This is a genomic window from Candidatus Methylomirabilota bacterium (assembly GCA_036002485.1).
Taxonomy (GTDB): domain Bacteria; phylum Methylomirabilota; class Methylomirabilia; order Rokubacteriales; family CSP1-6; genus AR37.
Map to the genome: position 1 here is coordinate 1 of DASYTI010000068.1, position 16,876 is coordinate 16,876.

Here is a 16,876-nt window from a genome sequence, read left to right on the forward strand (position 1 = left end):
CGTGGTGGCGTGCCACGGCATGGGCGCCTCCAAGGACAGCGACAAGTACCTCCTGCTCGGCCAGGATTTCCCCGAGGCGGGCCTGGCCCTGGCGCGCTTCGACTTCCGGGGCAGCGGTGAGTCGGGCGGGCTCGGACGCAACGCCACCATCGCCTCGCGGATCGCCGACGTCGAAGGCGTACTGGCGCATCTCGCCGGGCACCGCGCGCTCAACGGGCGCTTCGGGCTGCTCGGCTCGAGCCTGGGCGGCTACGTCGCGATGTGGGCGGCCTCCCGAAGCCGCGGGGCCATGCCGGTGGTGACGTGGAACGCGCCGGCGAATCTGACCGGACTTCCCGACTCAGATCCCAGCGATATCACCTCGCCCGGCCCCGCCCTCGTGGCCGAGGTGCGGGCGGGCCGGCATGCCGTGGCCCCCGAGGCGGTGGACCGCGTGCTCGTCGTCCAGGGCGGCTGCGACGACGTCGTCCCTCCCGATCATGCGCGCGTGCTCTTCGAGCGCGCGAGGGAACCGCGCGAGCTCTGCCTGCTCCCGGGCGCCGATCATCGCCTGACGGATCCGCTCCACCGCCGCGAGGCGGTGAAGCGAAGCCGGGACTGGCTCCTCCGGCACCTCTGCACGGCCTCCGGATGATCAACCCCGCCCGCATGAAGGATGAATTCCTCGACCTCGTGTCGATCTCGAGCCTCTCCAGGCGCGAGGGAGCCATCGCCCGGCGCCTCGAGACCATCTTGAAAGGCATGGGCGCCACCCTCGAGGTGGACGATGCCGGCGAGAAGGTGGGCGGGGAGACAGGCAACTTGCTGGCGCGGTTCGCGGGCACCAAGCCCGGCGCGTCGCCCTTTCTCCTCTCGGCCCACATGGACACGGTGGGCCCGGCCGAGAAGATCCGCGTGCAGGTCGAGGGCGACATCGTGCGCACGGACCGGACCACCGTCCTGGGCGGTGACGACAAGGCGGGAATCGTGGCCATCTTCGAGGCCATCCGGATCCTGCGCGAGAAGAGCATTCCCCACGGCGACCTCGAGGTGGTGCTGAGCATTTGCGAGGAGACCGGCCTACTGGGGGCCAAGCACTTCGACACCGGGCGTCTCAAAGCGCGACGCGGTCTCGTGCTCGACGTGGACGGAGTCTGCGAGCTGATCACGCGGGCCCCCGCCGCCAACCGGCTCACCTTTACCGTGACCGGGCTCGAGGCGCATGCCGGCATATGCCCCGAGCGGGGTCTCTCGGCCATCCAGATCGCGAGCGAGGCCATCGCCGGCATGAAGCTCGGTCGGCTGGATGCCGAGACGACCGCCAACCTCGGCGTGATCGAGGGGGGCCTCTCGACCAATATCGTGCCCACGCGGGTGATCGTGAGGGGCGAGACGCGGAGCCTGTCGCTGGAAAAGTTGCAGGCCCAGACCGAGCACATGCGGAGGCGCTTCGAGGACGCCGCGGCCCGCCATCAGGTGGCGCTCGAAGACGGCCTGCACCGGGCGCGCTTCGAGGCTCAGATAGACCGGCAGTACGAGCGCCTCGACGTCTCCGATCAGGCGCCCATCGTCGGGCTGGTCGCCGAGGCGGCGCGCCGAATCGGTCGCACCTTGACCACGCGGGCCACGGGCGGCGGCTCCGATGCGAATGTCCTCGCGGCGCGGGGGCTCGAGATCGCCAACCTGGGCTGCGGGATGCGGGATATCCATACCGTCAACGAGTGGGTGGACATGAAGGACCTGCACACGACGGCCGCCCTCGTTGTGGAGACCGTGACAGCTCACGCCGCCTCCGCCTGACCGCCTTCGCGGCCCAGGTATGGTTGAAGTAGGATAGGCGCCGTGGAACGCATCGGAGACCTTCTCCTCGAGCATGCCCCCGCCGCGGGGCCGCTCAAGCCCTGCCCGCTCCTCTTCGTCCACGGCATGAATGGCGGCGCCTGGTATCTGCGTCCGTGGCTCTATGCCGCCGCCCAGGCGGGCTGGGACTCCTGGGCCTTGAATCTTCGCGGGCACCACGGCAGCCGTCCCGTGCCCGACCTTGGACGCGTCTCGGTGGCGGAATACATCGAGGACGTGGAGGACTGCCTGCGTCACTTCGGCGCCGCCGTCCTCATCGGTCACTCCATGGGCGGGCTGATCGCCCAGAAAGCCGCGGAGGGCGGGCGAGTCCGCGCGGCGGTTTTCGCCGCGAGCGCGACTCCTCGTGGAATCCGCGTGATGACCTGGTCCCTGCTCATGGCCCTGCCACACTACGCCCTGCCCGTGCTGCGGAGCCGCGAGTTCCTGCCCAGGCGGGAAGACGCACTGAACTTCCTCGGCAATCGGCTTTCGCCCGAGCTCCAGGCCTGGGCCTTTCCTCAGCTCGTGCCGGAGTCGGGACGCGCGGCGCGCCAGATGGCGCTGGGGGGGATCAAGGTCGACCCGGAAGGCATTCGCTGCCCGACTCTAGTGGTGGGCGCCGAGGACGATCGAATCACGCCCGCCGCGGTCCAGCGGAAGATCGCCGCGCGCTATGGCTCCCGCTATCTGGAGGTGCCCGGGCACGCGCACATGCTGATGCTGGAAGACGGCTGGGAGCTCGTGTTCAAGGAGATCCTCAACTGGCTAGACGAGGCGACCAAACCCTCGCCGTAACAGCTTGCCCCCTCACCCTGCCCTCTCCCCCGATGGGGGAGAGGGATGCAAAGTGCCAGTTCTGGATCCCTCTCCCCTCTGGGGAGAGGGCAGGGTGAGGGGATCCGTTCAGCGGTCATTCCGTAGGTAGCAGGCGACTAGGAGCGGCGGATTTGAATGATGGAGGCCGCGTGCAGGACCCAGGCGAGGGGGACGAGGAAGCAGGGTAGCCAGACGTAGGGCCAGTCGCCGATGAAGGTGACGGGCGGATCGGTCACGAAGACCTGGAAGGTCGGGGTCGACAGCTGGGCGTGGACGACGACGTTGAGTAAAACGAGAATGCCGGCCACATTCCACCAGAGGGCGACCCGCTTGGGCCAGGCCTTCTTCACGAAACAGAAATAGCCGACGGGGATGGCGGTCAAACCCACCAGGATATCGACGTTGCGTCCTTCGAACGTCATGATCGCGGGCACCCGGTGCTGGACGAAGAGCAGCCAGAGAATGATTTCCATGACGATGCGAAAGGACTGCAGATAGAGCGGCCACTGGAGCGGCGTCGCCGCAAGGAGCGCCCGCGTCTGTCGGGAGTAGAAGAACAGGAGCAAGCCGGCGACCAGCGGCGCGAACGCGGCCGGCAAGATCCTCGGGGGCAGGCTGCTCCAGTCCTGGAAGAAGCCACGGATGGCCAGCGAGCCTGTCAGGGCCAGCCAGCCGATGAGGGCGAGTCCGGCCACCCCCGGGACACGCCGGCGCGCCGACCAGGCAATCAGGATCGCGGCCAGGATCAAGACCAGGGCGATGAAGAGGAAGTCGGTCAGCTTCTCCATCAGCCGCGGGTCAGGCCCGGGCGGAGCCGAGATCGCGCGCGGCGGACTCGCCGGCTATCTTGCCGAAGACGGAGCCGGCCATGAGCCCGGCCCCGCCCGGATAGTTGTGGTAGAAGAGCCCGCCCACCAGCTCGCCCGCGGCATAGAGGCCGCGAATGGGCTGGTCCTCGATGTCCTGCACCTGCGCGCGCAGGTCCACGCGGAGACCGCCGAAGGTGAAGGTAATCCCGCAGGTGACGGCGAAGCCCACATAGGGTGGCGTGTCGAGGGCCTGGGCCCAGTTCGTCTTGGGCGGGGTGATGCCCCGCGTGCCCCGGCCGTCGAGGATGGCGGGGTTGAAGGGCCTGTCCTGCACGGCGGCATTGAATTCGCTCACGGTGCGGACGAGACCCTGGGGGTCAATCTCGAGCTTCCTGGCCAGCTCCTCGATGGTGGGGGCTTCGGCTTTGGTGATCTCGCGGATCCGGTACTCCTCGCGGAGAATCGGCAAGGTCTTCTGGTCGAAGATCTGGAAGGCCGTCTGCTGAGGCTGCCGGATGACCGCCTGCCCGTACTTGACATAGGTGAAGTTGCGGAAGTCCGCGCCTTCGTCCACGAAGCGTTGCCCGTGGACATTGACCATGATGCCGAGCGGGTAGGAGTGCTTCTGGAACATGTCACCGACCTTGCGATCGCCGAAGGCCGGCGCGTTCAGATCCCACTGGACGGCATGGCAGGAGGACCAGTGGCCATAGGCCTGGGCCCCGATGTCCAGCGCCATGCGAATGCCCTCGCCGGTGTTGTGGCGGGTGCCGCGCACGCGGGCGAGGTCCCAGTTGGGGCCGAGATAGCGAGTTCGCCATTCTGGATTCGCCTCGAAGCCGCCGCAGGCCAGGACGACCGCGCGGGTGGGGATCTCCACCAGGCCTTCGGGCGAGCGCACCACGAGACCGGTGATGCCGCCCTTGTTGTCGGTCAGGAGCTGTCGCGCGCCGTGCCCGTAACGCACCTCGATGCCGACCTTGCGCGCGCGATCGAGCTGCATCTCCACGAGGCCGGGGCCGCCGCCCACCGCCTCGACGTTGAGCCCGCCCCAGAACTGGTGCTTGCCCTCGACCTGGTAGGACTGGCGGGCGAACATGAGAATCCACCGCAGACCCTGGCTCCGCATCCAGGCCACGGTGGGACGCGAGCGCTGGACGAGGTGCTGGGCCATGTCGAAGTCGGAGCGCCCCTCCGTCACGCGCATCAGGTCGTCGTAGAACTGGTTTTCCGTGTAGGGAGGCACCACGATGCTCCGCGCTTCCTCCTCCGAGATGTCCGGCAGAATGTCGCGCCGGAGATCCTCGAGACCCTGGTGGGCGAAGCGGAATCCTCCCGCCGTGAAGAAGGAGTTGCCGCCGCGCTGGGACTCGGGCGCCTTCTCGACCACGAGCACGGAGGCGCCGGCCTCGCGCGCGGCGAGCGCCGCGCACAGGGCCGCATTACCGGTGCCCGCCACGACGACATCGTATGCCTTACTCATCGGAGAACCCCCGGGGAGGACTACTCGGTTAACCGACTATCTCTTCGCCGCCGTCCACCCCGATGACGTTACCCGTCATCCAGTAGGTGTCCGGATGCGAGAGCACCACGATGGCCTTGGCGACGTCCTCGACCGTGGTCAGCCGGCGATGCGGATTGCGCTGGGCCGCCTTCTGGGAAAACGCTTCGTAGTTGGGGATCTTCTGCGCGGCGGGCGTGGCGGTGACGCCGGCGCGGATGGAGTTCGCGGTGATCCCGTGGCCGGCCAGCTCGGCGGCGAGCTGGCGGATATTGGACTCGAGCGCGGCCTTGGCCGCCGACACCGGGCCATAGAACGGCAGCACGCGCGCGCCCCCCGAGGACGTCATGGCGTAGATATGGCCGCCTCGGCCCATGAGGCCGCGGCCCACCAGCTCTTGAGCCCAGTAGATGAGGCTGTGGGCCATCACGTCGAGCGTCATGTCCATCTGCGCCTTGGTGACGGACTCTTTCATGGGATCGGCAATGAAGAGCTTGAGGGTGCCGAAGGCCAGGGAATGGAGCATGACCCGGAGCTGACCCAGCTCGCCCCGCTCGCGCAGGATGCGCTCCATGTCCGCCGCGGTCTCCGCGCGCCGCTCCTCGTCGGCGGCATTGATATTGTAAAAGCGCGCCTCGCGGCCCAGGCTCTTGATGTCGGCGGCCAATTTTTCCGCGTTGGGCAAGGTCGCCTTGCGGTCGAGGTGCACGCCGAAGATGTTGAGGCCGGCCCGCGCCAGGGCCATGCTGGTGGCCGCGCCGAAGCCCGAGGAGGCGCCGAGGACGAGCGCCCAGCCGTACAGGGTGATCGGTGGTGCCTCCGTCGCCATCGTATGCGTCTCCTTGGTTGAGCAACGGCGTGATCCGGCGAACCGCGCGAGCATTCTATCATTCTGCCCTCCCGGTACTGGGCCAAGTTGCGAGTCACATCAACCCAGCTCTCGCCTCGGGCCACGCCCTCGGCTCGAAGAGCCACGCCCGAGGGAGCCTGCAACGCGAGGCGTACCTGTATGTACGTTGAGCGTTGCAGGCGACCGAGAACGTGGCCGTTCGAGCTGACCGGCCCCGCAGCGAGGCGAGAGCTGAATAGAACTGGCGAAGCAAATTGGCCCAGTACCGTGGTTCTCGGATACTCGGCGGCGTGCTACCATGACCCTCGCCCATGGGCCGGACGGCTGGCATCATCCTCATCGGCAACGAGCTTCTCTCCGGCAAGGTCGTGGACGCCAATGCGGCCTACCTGTGCCGCGAGCTTCGCATGCTCGGCGTCGACGTGCGTCGCATCGTGGTCATTCCCGACGAGGTGGATCAGATCGCCGCCGAGGTCGCCGAGTTCAGCGGGAGCTTCGACGTGGTCTTCACCTCCGGCGGGGTGGGGCCCACCCACGATGACGTGACGATCGAGGGGGTGGCGCGCGCGTTCGGCGTTCCCGTGGTCAGGGACGCTCGCATGGTCGAGGTCATCCAGCGCTTCGCGGGCGGCCAGCTCAATGCGGCGCGGCTCCGCATGGCCGAGATCCCGGAGGGCGCGCTCCCCATGATGGGGGACGGGCTCGTGTTTCCGGCGGTGGTCATGAAGAACGTCTACGTCTTGCCCGGAGTGCCCGAGCTCTTCCGGCAGAAGTTCGAGGGGCTCAAGGAGCAGTTCCGGGACGAGCCCTTCCATCTGGTCAGCGTCTTTCTGAGCGTGGGGGAGGGGACGCTGGCCGAGCACCTCAACGAGGTCGTCCGCGGCTATCCGGAGCTCATGCTGGGCTCGTATCCGGAGCTCGCGAACCCCGAGTACAAGGTCAAGGTCACCCTCGAGTCCAAGGATCGGACCTACATGGAGCGAGCGCTCGGTGATTTCCTCGCGAGGCTGCCCGCCGCCGTGGTGGTGCGCATCCAGAAATAGCCCCTCTAGAGGAGATCGCGCATGGCGGACACGACGAAGTCTTTCGGCGAATCGCTGGCCGCGGAGGTGCGGGCGGGCAGGAGCTTCGGTGGCCACCCGCTCTGGTTCAAGATCCAGGAGGGGCGGCTGTCCCGTCCCCAGGTGCAGGGCTTCGCCAAGCAGTTCTTCCTCCAGGTGCTCGAGTTCCCCCGGGCCGTCTCGGCCCTGCACTCCCGCTGCACGGACATGGGTGAGCGGGTCAAGCTCGCCGAGTCGGTCTACGAGGAAGAAACGGGACGCCTCTCGGGCTCCAAGGCCCACCCCGAGCTCTTCCTCGACTTCGCCACCGGGCTCGGGCTGCCGCGCCACGAGGTGCTGACCGCCACCGCCTTGCCCTCGACGGCGGCCCTCATCCACTGGTTCGAGTATTCCACGAAGATCCTGCCTTTTCTCGAAGGCGTGGCCGCGATCAACCTGGCCGCGGAGGGACAGGTCGTGGGCGCCTTCGGCCCCTTCGCGCGCGGGCTCCAGAAGCACTACGGCCTGGACGAGGCGCAGGTCGCCTTCTGGGACGTGCACGAGCTCGCCGACGCCGAGCACTCCGATGTCGGCGACCACATCGTGATCAAGGGCGCCACCACCCCCGAGAGCCAGGACCAGATCCGCCGCGTCGTGCGCACCTCGCTCGGCATGTGGTGGCAGTTCTTCCAGGGCATCGATCAGGAGTACGGCCAAGTCTAGCCTGGACCATTCGCAGACAACGCCACCCTCACCCAACCCTCTCCCTCTCCGAGGGAGAGGGATTCATTTTGATCCCTCGCCCCCGGAGGGGGAGAGGGCCGCAGTTCGAGCTGAAGGGTGAAACCCTGAGGCGAGAGCTGAGTAGATCAGGGGGAGTCCAGAATGCGACACGCGCGTTTGTGAATAATTCTCGTGACGGCCCTCCGCGAGGCGGATGCTATTCTGGTGGCATGAGGGGCGAGACGGGCCATCTGGAGACGGGGCGCCGGGTCGCCGCGATGATCTACGGCGCCATGATGGGCAGCGTGCTGCTCTACGCCGTGGCAGTCGAGGTGGTGAATTTCTCGCAGGCACCGTTCTCGGGCTTTGCCGCCAGAACGATGGATCCCACGGTCCGCTACGCGCTCTGGGGTGTCGCCCTCCTCCAGATCGTCCTCATCGCGTTGGTGCGCCGCTCCCTTCTCGCCAGGTCAGGGGCGCCCTCCTCGATGGCCCCCGCGGCGTCGGTGGCCAAGCTCATCACGGTGGCCATCGTCACCGCGGCCCTCGCCGAGATCCCGGCCATTCTCGGCCTCGTGCTCTTCATGGTCTCGGGGCTCCGCGCGGATTTCTACGGGCTCCTGACTCTGTCGCTGGCCCTGCTCGCCACTTGGTTCCCGCGGCTGGAGTCGTGGCGCGAGTGGGCCGCCGAGCCGCCGGCCAGCGGCTGAAGCCGTCGCGAAGCCCATGAGCGCTTCGCCCTATCAGTTCAAGTCCGACCCGTATTCGAGCCATACCCTGATCTTGAACAGACTGGGGCCGGGGCAGGGAAGGCGCGCCCTCGATGTCGGAGCGGCTGACGGTTTCCTCTCCGAGCTCCTGTCTCGCCAGGGCTGGCAGGTCACGGCTCTCGAGCGCGATCCCGCCCAGGCCGCCAAGGCGCGCGGGCGCTGCCACGAAGTCATCGTGGCCGACCTCGATCAGGCCGCGCCCAAGCTGTCGGGCACCTTTGACGCCATCGTTTACGGCGACGTGCTCGAGCACCTGACGGATCCGCTGCCCGTGCTGGTGGCCATCAACCGCTCGCTGGCGCCCGCGGGACGCGTGATGGTGTCCGTCCCCAATGTCGCCCATCTCTGGGTGCGTCTCCAGCTCCTACTCGGACGCTGGGACTATGCCGACCGCGGCATTCTCGACCGCACGCACCTGCGCTTCTTCACCCGACGCACCTTCGTGCGTTTTCTCGAGGACGCGGGACTGAGCGTGACGGAGCTGGCCTCGACTCCGGTGCCCCTGCCCCTGGTGGTCCCCCCGCGTCTGCACGGCGCCGTGCTGGACGCTGTCCACTCGGCGAATGCCGCGGCCGCGCGCGCGTGGACGAGCGGGCTCGCCTATCAGCTCGTGGCCGTCTGCCGGCGCGCGGCCGCGGGAGCGCGCTGATGGCGCAGCCCAAGGTCGTGGTGGTCATGCCCGCCTACAATGCGGGCCGGACGCTCAAGCTGACCTACGAGGAGCTGCCCAAGGAGTCGGTCAACCTCGTCATCCTGGTGGACGACGGCTCCCGCGACCAGACCCTCGAGATCGCGCGCGAGCTCGGCCTGGAGATCTTCGTCCACGACAAGAACTACGGCTACGGGGCAAACCAGAAGACGTGCTACACCGAGGCCCTCAAGGCGGGGGCGGACATCGTGGTCATGGTCCACCCCGACTATCAGTACGATCCGACCCTCGTGCCCAAGATGATCGAGCCCATCGTCAAGGGCGAGGCCGATCTCGTGCTGGGCTCGCGACTCAAGGGCGGGGGCTCCGCCATCGCCCAGGGCATGCCGTGGTGGAAATACATCGCGAACCGATTCCTGACGGGCGTCGAGAACGTGTGCTTCGGCCTGCACCTCTCGGAGTACCACACGGGCTACCGGGCCTTCAATCGTGATGCGCTGGAGGCCGTCAACTTCCGGATGAACTCCGACGGCTTCGTCTTCGACCAGGAGATCATTGCCCAGGCCGTGTCCGCGGGCTTCCGGATCTCCGAGATCGCGGTGCCCGTCCGCTACTTCGCCGAGGCCTCCTCCGCGAGCTTCTTCGCCTCGTGCGCCTACGGGCTCAAGATCCTCTGGGTGGTGACGCGCTACACCCTGCACAGGAGCGGCATCAAGCGATCGCGCCGGCTGCAGTCACTGCGCGGGCGCTACAGCAAGCTCAGTCCCGGCTCCGGGACAGCCTCGCGCGATCGCGGTTGAGACTTCCCAGAATTAGGGGTCGCCTCGCCTCCGGCTGCGGCTCCTCCTTCGGAATTAGGGGTCGCCTCGCCTCCGGCTGCGGCTCCTCCTTCATTCTCGACCTCGGCTGCCTCCTGGCCGGGGCCGCCTTTTTCTCGACGCTCATCTGGTGGTGGTGGCGTCCCGACGAGCTATTTCTCGTCTTCCTCGCCCTCATCGCGCTCCGGCTGCTCCGGGCGCCCGTGGCCATTCCCGCGTGGCAGCCTCGGCGTGTGCTGGCCGTGGGAATTCTCGCCTATGCCGCCATCTTCTCCTTCGTGACGCTGACGCGGCATCTGGCCCTGCGCACCCATGCCCTCGATCTCGGCTACTACGTTCAGCTGACCTGGAATCTGGCGCGGGGCGCCGGGCCTTACGTCAGCCTGCCCGAGATGAATGCCTGGGGAGACCACCTCTCGCCCATCATGTACCTGCTGGCTCCACTCTTCTGGGTCGCCCCCGGCGCGGGAGCGCTCCTCGTCACCCAGTCGGTGGCGCTGGCCCTGGGGGCTCTGGCCGTTTTCGGTATCGCGGCGCGACGGCTGGGAGACGAGCGGCCGGCGGCCGTCTTCGCCATCCTCTACCTCGTCAATCCCTCGCTTCACGGCATCAACCAGCGCGACTTCCATGCCGCCGCCCTGGCCATCCCGCTGCTCCTCGCGGCGATCTACTTCGTCGAGCGTGATAGCCCGTGGCTCTTCACCGCGGCGGTCCTTCTCGCGCTGGGGACCCGGGAGGACGCGACCATACCCGTTGTCGGCCTGGGAATCTGGCTGGCTGTCGCGAAGCGGCGCTGGCTCTGGGGCGCCGTCACCGCGGCCGCGGCCTTCGCCCTGCTCGTGGCGGACACGCGATGGCTCCTGCCCCATTTCCGGGGTGCTCCCTATCCGCATCTCGGACGCTACGCGCACCTGGGGCGCTCGGTGCCCGAGATCGTGGTGGCCATGCTTCTGCATCCATTTCGGACGGTGGGCGCACTCTGGAGCTGGCCGCGCCTCTTCTACCTCGGCAATCTCCTCGCCCCTCTGCTCTTCCTGCCCCTCCTGGCCCCGGCCGCGCTTCTCGCGCTCCTGCCGCCCCTCCTCGAGAACCTCCTCGGTCAGGACCCGGTCCTCTTCAGTCATCGAACGCAGTATCAATCCTTCGTCCTGCCTTTTCTCGTGAGCGGTGCCATCGCCGGCTACGAGCGGCTCGCGCGGACGCATCCGGAGCGGTGGCCCGGGCGCGTCTTGACCGCCGCGATGATCGCGAGCCTGGCCCTCACTTCTCCCACGGTCAATGACCTCGCCGTCCAGCGTTTCTGGCCCAAGGCCGAGCATCGCCAGGCCTGGGAGACCATGGCCCAGGTCCCGGCGGGCGCGTCGCTGTCGGCCCAGGATCAGTACGTCGCGCATCTCTCGCTCCGTCCGCTGGTCTTCGTCTTCCCGGTGAGCCTCGAGAAGGCGGAATACGCCCTGGTCAATGCCCAGTCCTATCCCTGGCGCGCCTTGCCCGACGTGCGCATGCGGCAGGAGGACCGAGACATGGTGACGATCGCCGGGGTCGGATCGGCGCCGGAACTCCGCTTCCGGGTCAAGTACCGCGCGGGCCCCCATCTCCTCTTGGAGAAGCAATAGAGGCGCCCCATGCATGCTCGATGGAGACGGCCGGCCCGCCAGCTCGGCATCTACCTGGGGCTCGCGCTCTTCTTGCTGATCGCCCTGTTCCCCGTCCTGTGGATGGTCATCACGGCCTTCAAGGACGAGCAGGACCTCTACCAGATGAAGTTCCCCCTGTGGTTTCACATGCCGCCGACCCTGAAGCACTTCCGTCTGCTGTTCACTCAGACCTGGTTCGGGACCTGGGTCGTCAACAGCGCGCTCCTCTCCATCGTGGTGGTCGCGATCACCCTCGCGGCCTCGGTCCCGGCCGCTTACGCCCTGGCCCGTCTCCGCCTGCCGGGAGCGCACGGCAGCGGCACCGCCCTCTTCATGACCTACCTGGTCCCGCCGATCATCCTGTTCATACCTATCGCGCCCGTCGTGGGATGGCTCGGGTTGTTCGACTCCTGGTGGGCTCTCGTCCTGCTCTATCCGACCTTCACCATCCCCCTCTGCACGTGGCTGATGCTGGGCTTTTTCCTCGCCGTGCCGCGCGAGCTCGAGGAGTCCGCCTGGATCGACGGCTGCGGGATGATGGGCGGAATCCTTCGCGTCGTCTTGCCTCTGAGCCTGCCCGGGATGGCCACCACGGCGATCTTCGCCTTCACGCTGTCGATGCAGGAGTACCTCTACGCGGTGGTCTTCGCGGCCCCCGTGGAGCAGAAGGTGGTCACGGTGGGGCTCCCCACCATGCTCATCCGCGGCGACATCTTCTTCTGGGGCGCGCTGATGGCCGGGGGCCTGCTCGTGGGGCTGCCCACGGCCATCGCCTTCAACCTCGTGCTCGACCGGTTCATCCAGGGGCTGACGGGCACCGGAGACGCCTGACCGGCTCCGACCTGCTATAGTTCGCGCAAGAATTCAGCCGCCCCGGAGTCTGACCACCCACCGCTTCCATCTGCGCGGCGGGGTGAAGTTCCATGGCGGCAGGTCGGCGATCAGGATGCCTCGGAACACGCAGTAACGTCGGGCTAGTACGGATAGCTCGTTCAGCAAGTGCTCCCGGCGCGCCAGTTCCGCGACGTACCTTCTTGAGGATCGCGCTGGGTCCCAGATCTGCCAGCTCGATCTTTTGCTTTCCATGAACGGTGAAACATCCTCGCTGGGCGCGCATACGTTCGTGGACGTCACAGGCTGCAGCTCGAGCGCTCAAGCTGGGTCGGGCAACGTCGGCGGCTCGACGTCACTGCGGACGGGACCGCTTCTTCCTTTGAGTCCTCTCAGCCAGCGATACGATCACCACGGTTCCCGCGATGAAGTCATGCAGCGCTCTCTTCTTCTTGTTAAGGAAGAGAACGATCAGTTCACTCCACATCCAGACGTTGGTTATCATCTCGTGCGTCCGGAATAGGGGATCCGATTCGCTCAGCACGAGGCGGGGATCCGCCGCTGGGAACGCCGACCATCGGTACCCGACGACGCCGAGTAAGGCCACCGAAAACATGATGTCGACCGACCGTCGGAGTAGCGCACGCCTGAGAGAGATCGGCGACCCGTCCAGCTGGGTCACCTTGATCGCCATGATCACCTTGCCCACCGTCTGTCCCCATCTAGTCAGAAAGTAGATCTCGTAGAGGTGGCTGAGGAGGGGGATCAGCACGAACAACGCCAGAATGGATGATGGCCAGAAGCGCGGGAGAATCCAGTAGATCACAAGCAACGGGCTCAGAACCATTGCGTCGATGACGAGTGCCGGAGCGCGGCGCCAGAACCCTGCATAGATCAAGGCCGACTCGGCCGCCACTCTACGGCGGTCTGCCCGTTCGGCGCTCCTCAATCGGCGTTTGGTTTCAGCCATGTCGGCCGGCTCTACCACGGCCGCGTTCCTCACGACAGCTTCTGCCTCCTTCCGGCGCTCCTTGGGCACCCAGACGGTCGTGTGCAACGCGAGAAGCTCGCCAGCATGTGCTCCCTGGAGCGTGAATGGAATCCCCGCTGCATCCAGCGCCGATGTGACCACGGGGAGCTCTGCCGGCCCTGTACTCTCCTGCAGACGCACCCACTCCGGTACCGTAACGGGCGGTTCGGCAGGTCGGATCTCTCCCTCGGTGGGGCCGGGAATCAGTGCGACGTCGCAATCGGCGCACCGGACCACGTCCGGACGGTATTCCACATTGCACTTTGGGCAGATCATCACGCAGCACGCCTCAGAGAGTCGTCACCTCGGTGGGGCCAATGCCATCCATCGAGAGCCTTGCCTCGACTTGGCCGGTGTGGGCTGGAAGACCGACGCCATCCTGCGCCCAGCACCGGAGCGCAGTCAAGGAGCCGTATCGCGTCATCTAAAATTAGATCAGGCGGGGTCGGGCTCGCCGGTGAGGATGTGGGAGGCGTGATGGAGCACCATGCGCCAGCGCGTGCCGCGCCGCTCGAAGACATTGGTCACCAGCACCGCGGTCACCGAGATATTGCCCTGGGACTGGGTGAGGATGTTCTCGGTGCCGGTGATCCAGGCGATATTGTCGGCGATGCGCACGACGATGTCGGAGAGGGTGAAGCGGAGCTCGCGGGTGTCCTTGAAGATGGCCTCCCAGGACTGCCGCACGGCCTCCCAGCCGGTCAGCAGGCACCAGCCCGGATGGACGCAGCGAACATAGTCCGCGTGCAGCCACAGGGCCTCCATGGCGTCGAGGTCCCGGGCCTCGAGGGCGCGATAGAAGCGCGCATTGGTCTCCTCGACTTCGGCGGACTCCTCTTCGGGCGTCAGGTCCGGCATCGCACCACCAGGCGCGGGCCGTGGGTCTCCACGACGAGAGGCTCGAGGGTGGCCCCGGGGCAAGGGCCCTCGACGCAGAGACCGCTCCGCGGATCGAAGATGGCGCCATGGGTCGCGCAGATCAGATGTCGCCCGTCCTCCGTCAGGAACTCGTTCGGCCACAAGTCGAGCGGCGTGCCCGCGTGGGGACAGCAATTCACATAGGCGTGATGGCTCCCGTTGACGTTGATGACGAAGCCCTCCACGACCTTGCCTCGACGCTCGAGACGGAACTTCGCGGTCTGGCCCGGGGGCAGCGCATTGGCCGCGCAGCTCCAGGCGCCAGGATCGTCCGCCGCAGGCTCCACGAATCGGTTCTACCAGAAGCCTCCAGGCGATTCAACGCGCGGCGTGGCCACCCCAAGAAACCGCGTGGTACCATGAGCGGTCTATGTTTGCCGTCGATGCGCAAGATCTCACGAAGACCTTCCGGAGCGGATGGCTGGGCCGCCGGCACAAGGAGGCCCTCAGGGGCGCGAGCCTCCAGGTCCCGCGCGGGGCCATCTTCGGCCTGCTCGGGCCCAACGGGGCAGGCAAGACCACGCTGCTGTCGATCCTGGCCACGCTGCTTTTGCCGGACTCGGGCACGGCGACCATCCTCGGCCATGACGTCGTGCGCGAGGCGGGGGCCATTCGCCGCCGCCTCAACATGGCGAGCGGCAATGCCTCCTTCGTCTGGAGCCTCCGGCCGCCCGAGGTCCTGACCTTCTACGGCGGCCTCTACGGCCTCTGGGGCCGCCGCCTGCGGAGCCGCGTCGACGAGCTGATCGAGCAGTGCGAGCTGGGGCCACACGTGAAGACCGAGTACAACGCGCTCTCCACCGGCCTCAAGCAGCGGCTGGCCCTGGCCAAGGCGCTCCTCAACGATCCGGAGGTGCTCTTCCTGGACGAGCCGACGCTCGGCCTGGACCCGGACGTCTCCATCCGCCTGCGCGCGCAGATCGCCGCCCTCCGGCGCGATCGGGGGACAACCATCATCCTGACCACCCACTACATGCGGGAGGCGGAAGAGCTCTGCGACCAGATCGCCTTCATCAAGGACGGCCGCATCCTGGCCCAGGGTACCGCGGACGAGCTGAAGCGCCAGATCCGGATCGGCGACGTGATCGCCCTCCGCCTGGATCCGGCGACGCCCCTGGGCTTGAGCGAGCTGCCCGGCGTGCTTCAGGTCCACGCGCGGGGCGAATACATGGAGTACACGGTGGACGCGCTCGACAAGCGCCTGCCGGAAATCCTCCGCTGGCTGCACGAGCAGGGCGTGCTGGTGCGCGATTGCCAGGTGCGCGAGCCCGAGCTCGAGGAGGTCTTCGTTGAGCTCGCGCGCTGACGCTCTCCTGAGGGAGCGGCCCCCCGAGACCTGGTTCGTGGAGGTGGTCCGCACCTGGGCCTTCGCCCACCGCAATGTGATCATGGCGCGGCGCAATGTGTTCTTCGTCTTCGAGCTCACCTTCTGGCCCGGGGTGGCCATGCTCTCGCACGGCCTTCTCACTCGCTTTCTCGCGCTCGACGCGAAGATGACGGCCTTCATCCTCGTGGGCACGGTGGCCCTGTCCACCATTCAGGTCTGCCAGCTCGACGTCGCCTATGCCGTGCTCTTCGACATCTGGTCGAAGTCCATGAAGCACCAGTTCCTGACGCCCATCGGCATCCGGCACATGGCCATCGGCTCGTGGCTGGTGGGGGTGGCGCGCGGCGTGACCGTCTTCGTGCTCATGGCCATGATCGGCACCTGGGCGTTCCGCTTCGACTTCATGGGCGGGGGCCCGGGCTCGTTGACTTTGTTCCTCCTGGGCTGCTTCCTCTGCTCGCTCATCATCGGGCTCCTCGTCTGCAGTCTCGTCCTCCTCTTCGGCACGCGGGCCGAGACCTCGGCGTGGGCGGCCGTCAACTTCATCGTCATGCTCTCCGGCATCTACTACCCGGTCTCCGTCCTCCCGGGCTGGGCGCAGGGCGTGGCCGCGGGTATTCCGCTCACGTACTTCCTCGACGCCTTCCGACAGGGCTATGGCTTCGAGCCGCACTTCGCGCATGCCTGGCTCAAGGGCTTCGCGCTCACCGGGATCTATGTCGTGCTCGCGCACTGGGCGCTGGCTTCGGCCGTCACCCGCTCGCGCCGCACCGGGCTTCTCCTCAAACTTTCGGAGTGACCCCATGACTGAGCCCGCCGCCGCCATTCGCCTCGACATCCCACGCCCCGCCCCCGAGATCGTCAAGGGCTATCAGGGTCTCGCCACGACCGCGATCTCGGACATCATCGACCTCTCCTGCGTCATGCGCTATGCCATCCAGCCCCTCTGGCCCGACATCCCGCGCATCGCGGGGCCGGCCTTCACGGTGCGCACGCCGCGCCACGACAACCTCATGCTCCACGCCGCCATCTACCGCGCCGAGCCCGGGGATGTGATCGTGGTGGAGGCGGGGGACGACGCCATGGCGGTGGCGGGCGGCAATGTCTGCGCCATCGCTCAGAAGCGAGGGGTGGCCGGCTTCGTCGTGGACGGAGTGATCCGCGACATCGGCGAGAGCCGGGCCAGTGGATTCCCGCTCTTCGCGCGCGGCCGCTCGCCCATTCCCGCGGCCAAGGAAGGTCCCGGCGAGATCAATCATCCCATCCGCTGCGGTGGGGTCGTGGTCCATCCGGGCGACCTCGTGGTCGCCGACGACGAAGGCATCGTGGTGATCCC

At 67.2% G+C, this 16,876-nt stretch carries 19 protein-coding genes; 13 read left to right on the forward strand and 6 right to left on the reverse strand.

Features of this window, described 5'->3' with window-relative positions; all coding sequences use genetic code 11:
- From VGT00_07385 to VGT00_07395, 3 genes are all read left to right on the forward strand, one after another.
- The coding region (locus VGT00_07385) for an alpha/beta hydrolase (GenBank protein HEV8531220.1) at positions 1 to 634 on the forward strand (634 nt) is incomplete at its 5' end.
- 14 nt (positions 635 to 648) lie between these two features.
- On the forward strand, positions 649 to 1,779 hold the full coding sequence (locus VGT00_07390; GenBank protein ID HEV8531221.1) for a M20/M25/M40 family metallo-hydrolase: 1,131 nt from the start codon (positions 649 to 651) through the stop codon (positions 1,777 to 1,779).
- A gap of 42 nt (positions 1,780 to 1,821) precedes the next feature.
- Positions 1,822 to 2,616: an alpha/beta hydrolase gene (locus VGT00_07395; protein ID HEV8531222.1), complete on the forward strand. Its 795-nt coding sequence runs from the start codon at positions 1,822 to 1,824 to the stop codon at positions 2,614 to 2,616.
- A gap of 137 nt (positions 2,617 to 2,753) precedes the next feature.
- Here the strand turns inward: VGT00_07395 and VGT00_07400 are convergent, their stop codons facing one another.
- From VGT00_07400 to VGT00_07410, 3 genes are read right to left on the reverse strand one after another with little or no spacing between them, the layout of a single operon-like run.
- On the reverse strand, positions 2,754 to 3,425 hold the full coding sequence (locus VGT00_07400; protein HEV8531223.1) for a hypothetical protein: 672 nt from the start codon (positions 3,423 to 3,425) through the stop codon (positions 2,754 to 2,756).
- Positions 3,426 to 3,435: 10 nt separating this feature from the next.
- A complete protein-coding gene (gene tcuA / locus VGT00_07405) occupies positions 3,436 to 4,929 on the reverse strand; it encodes an FAD-dependent tricarballylate dehydrogenase TcuA (protein ID HEV8531224.1) in 1,494 nt (497 codons plus the stop codon).
- Between the two features lie 28 nt (positions 4,930 to 4,957).
- Positions 4,958 to 5,776, reverse strand: coding sequence for an SDR family oxidoreductase (locus VGT00_07410; protein ID HEV8531225.1), 819 nt, complete (start codon positions 5,774 to 5,776; stop codon positions 4,958 to 4,960).
- Between the two features lie 332 nt (positions 5,777 to 6,108).
- Between VGT00_07410 and VGT00_07415 the strand changes: the two genes are divergently transcribed.
- The 7 genes from VGT00_07415 to VGT00_07445 all read left to right on the forward strand — a co-directional run bounded on the left by VGT00_07415 (position 6,109) and on the right by VGT00_07445 (position 12,265).
- Positions 6,109 to 6,840, forward strand: coding sequence for a competence/damage-inducible protein A (locus tag VGT00_07415; GenBank protein ID HEV8531226.1), 732 nt, complete (start codon positions 6,109 to 6,111; stop codon positions 6,838 to 6,840).
- Positions 6,841 to 6,861: 21 nt separating this feature from the next.
- On the forward strand, positions 6,862 to 7,560 hold the full coding sequence (locus tag VGT00_07420; protein HEV8531227.1) for an iron-containing redox enzyme family protein: 699 nt from the start codon (positions 6,862 to 6,864) through the stop codon (positions 7,558 to 7,560).
- Between the two features lie 230 nt (positions 7,561 to 7,790).
- Positions 7,791 to 8,270 (forward strand): hypothetical protein, encoded by a 480-nt coding sequence (locus VGT00_07425; GenBank protein HEV8531228.1) that lies wholly within the window; start codon positions 7,791 to 7,793, stop codon positions 8,268 to 8,270.
- A gap of 16 nt (positions 8,271 to 8,286) precedes the next feature.
- On the forward strand, positions 8,287 to 8,979 hold the full coding sequence (locus VGT00_07430) for a class I SAM-dependent methyltransferase (protein ID HEV8531229.1): 693 nt from the start codon (positions 8,287 to 8,289) through the stop codon (positions 8,977 to 8,979).
- Positions 8,979 to 9,779 carry a glycosyltransferase family 2 protein gene (locus VGT00_07435; protein HEV8531230.1) on the forward strand — a complete coding sequence of 267 codons (801 nt, stop codon included), beginning with the start codon at positions 8,979 to 8,981 and terminating at the stop codon, positions 9,777 to 9,779. The genes VGT00_07430 and VGT00_07435 overlap by 1 nt, the downstream gene beginning before the upstream one ends.
- Complete coding sequence (locus tag VGT00_07440) at positions 9,776 to 11,413, forward strand: DUF2079 domain-containing protein (GenBank protein HEV8531231.1); 1,638 nt, start codon at positions 9,776 to 9,778, stop codon at positions 11,411 to 11,413. Before VGT00_07435 ends, VGT00_07440 begins: the two co-directional genes overlap by 4 nt.
- A gap of 9 nt (positions 11,414 to 11,422) precedes the next feature.
- Complete coding sequence (locus tag VGT00_07445) at positions 11,423 to 12,265, forward strand: carbohydrate ABC transporter permease (protein HEV8531232.1); 843 nt, start codon at positions 11,423 to 11,425, stop codon at positions 12,263 to 12,265.
- Between the two features lie 355 nt (positions 12,266 to 12,620).
- Here the strand turns inward: VGT00_07445 and VGT00_07450 are convergent, their stop codons facing one another.
- From VGT00_07450 to VGT00_07460, 3 genes are all read right to left on the reverse strand, one after another.
- Positions 12,621 to 13,571 carry an RDD family protein gene (locus VGT00_07450; GenBank protein HEV8531233.1) on the reverse strand — a complete coding sequence of 317 codons (951 nt, stop codon included), beginning with the start codon at positions 13,569 to 13,571 and terminating at the stop codon, positions 12,621 to 12,623.
- A gap of 159 nt (positions 13,572 to 13,730) precedes the next feature.
- Complete coding sequence (locus VGT00_07455; GenBank protein ID HEV8531234.1) at positions 13,731 to 14,153, reverse strand: nuclear transport factor 2 family protein; 423 nt, start codon at positions 14,151 to 14,153, stop codon at positions 13,731 to 13,733.
- Complete coding sequence (locus VGT00_07460; protein ID HEV8531235.1) at positions 14,141 to 14,500, reverse strand: Rieske 2Fe-2S domain-containing protein; 360 nt, start codon at positions 14,498 to 14,500, stop codon at positions 14,141 to 14,143. Before VGT00_07460 ends, VGT00_07455 begins: the two co-directional genes overlap by 13 nt.
- 83 nt (positions 14,501 to 14,583) lie before the next feature.
- Between VGT00_07460 and VGT00_07465 the strand changes: the two genes are divergently transcribed.
- The 3 genes from VGT00_07465 to VGT00_07475 form a co-directional block, all read left to right on the forward strand.
- Complete coding sequence (locus tag VGT00_07465) at positions 14,584 to 15,519, forward strand: ABC transporter ATP-binding protein (GenBank protein ID HEV8531236.1); 936 nt, start codon at positions 14,584 to 14,586, stop codon at positions 15,517 to 15,519.
- Complete coding sequence (locus VGT00_07470; GenBank protein HEV8531237.1) at positions 15,503 to 16,339, forward strand: ABC transporter permease; 837 nt, start codon at positions 15,503 to 15,505, stop codon at positions 16,337 to 16,339. The genes VGT00_07465 and VGT00_07470 overlap by 17 nt, the downstream gene beginning before the upstream one ends.
- A gap of 4 nt (positions 16,340 to 16,343) precedes the next feature.
- The coding region (locus VGT00_07475) for an RraA family protein (GenBank protein HEV8531238.1) at positions 16,344 to 16,876 on the forward strand (533 nt) is incomplete at its 3' end.

What these genes read in the sequence shown, in the direction of transcription:
- VGT00_07390 (HEV8531221.1), top strand. Translation starts at nt 649, where the DNA reads ATGAAGGATGAATTCCTCGACCTCGTGTCGATCTCGAGCCTCTCCAGG.
- VGT00_07400 (HEV8531223.1), bottom strand. Translation starts at nt 3,425, where the DNA reads ATGGAGAAGCTGACCGACTTCCTCTTCATCGCCCTGGTCTTGATCCTG.
- tcuA (HEV8531224.1), bottom strand. Translation starts at nt 4,929, where the DNA reads ATGAGTAAGGCATACGATGTCGTCGTGGCGGGCACCGGTAATGCGGCC.
- VGT00_07410 (HEV8531225.1), bottom strand. Translation starts at nt 5,776, where the DNA reads ATGGCGACGGAGGCACCACCGATCACCCTGTACGGCTGGGCGCTCGTC.
- VGT00_07415 (HEV8531226.1), top strand. Translation starts at nt 6,109, where the DNA reads ATGGGCCGGACGGCTGGCATCATCCTCATCGGCAACGAGCTTCTCTCC.
- VGT00_07420 (HEV8531227.1), top strand. Translation starts at nt 6,862, where the DNA reads ATGGCGGACACGACGAAGTCTTTCGGCGAATCGCTGGCCGCGGAGGTG.
- VGT00_07425 (HEV8531228.1), top strand. Translation starts at nt 7,791, where the DNA reads ATGAGGGGCGAGACGGGCCATCTGGAGACGGGGCGCCGGGTCGCCGCG.
- VGT00_07430 (HEV8531229.1), top strand. Translation starts at nt 8,287, where the DNA reads ATGAGCGCTTCGCCCTATCAGTTCAAGTCCGACCCGTATTCGAGCCAT.
- VGT00_07435 (HEV8531230.1), top strand. Translation starts at nt 8,979, where the DNA reads ATGGCGCAGCCCAAGGTCGTGGTGGTCATGCCCGCCTACAATGCGGGC.
- VGT00_07445 (HEV8531232.1), top strand. Translation starts at nt 11,423, where the DNA reads ATGCATGCTCGATGGAGACGGCCGGCCCGCCAGCTCGGCATCTACCTG.
- VGT00_07450 (HEV8531233.1), bottom strand. Translation starts at nt 13,571, where the DNA reads ATGATCTGCCCAAAGTGCAATGTGGAATACCGTCCGGACGTGGTCCGG.
- VGT00_07455 (HEV8531234.1), bottom strand. Translation starts at nt 14,153, where the DNA reads ATGCCGGACCTGACGCCCGAAGAGGAGTCCGCCGAAGTCGAGGAGACC.
- VGT00_07465 (HEV8531236.1), top strand. Translation starts at nt 14,584, where the DNA reads ATGTTTGCCGTCGATGCGCAAGATCTCACGAAGACCTTCCGGAGCGGA.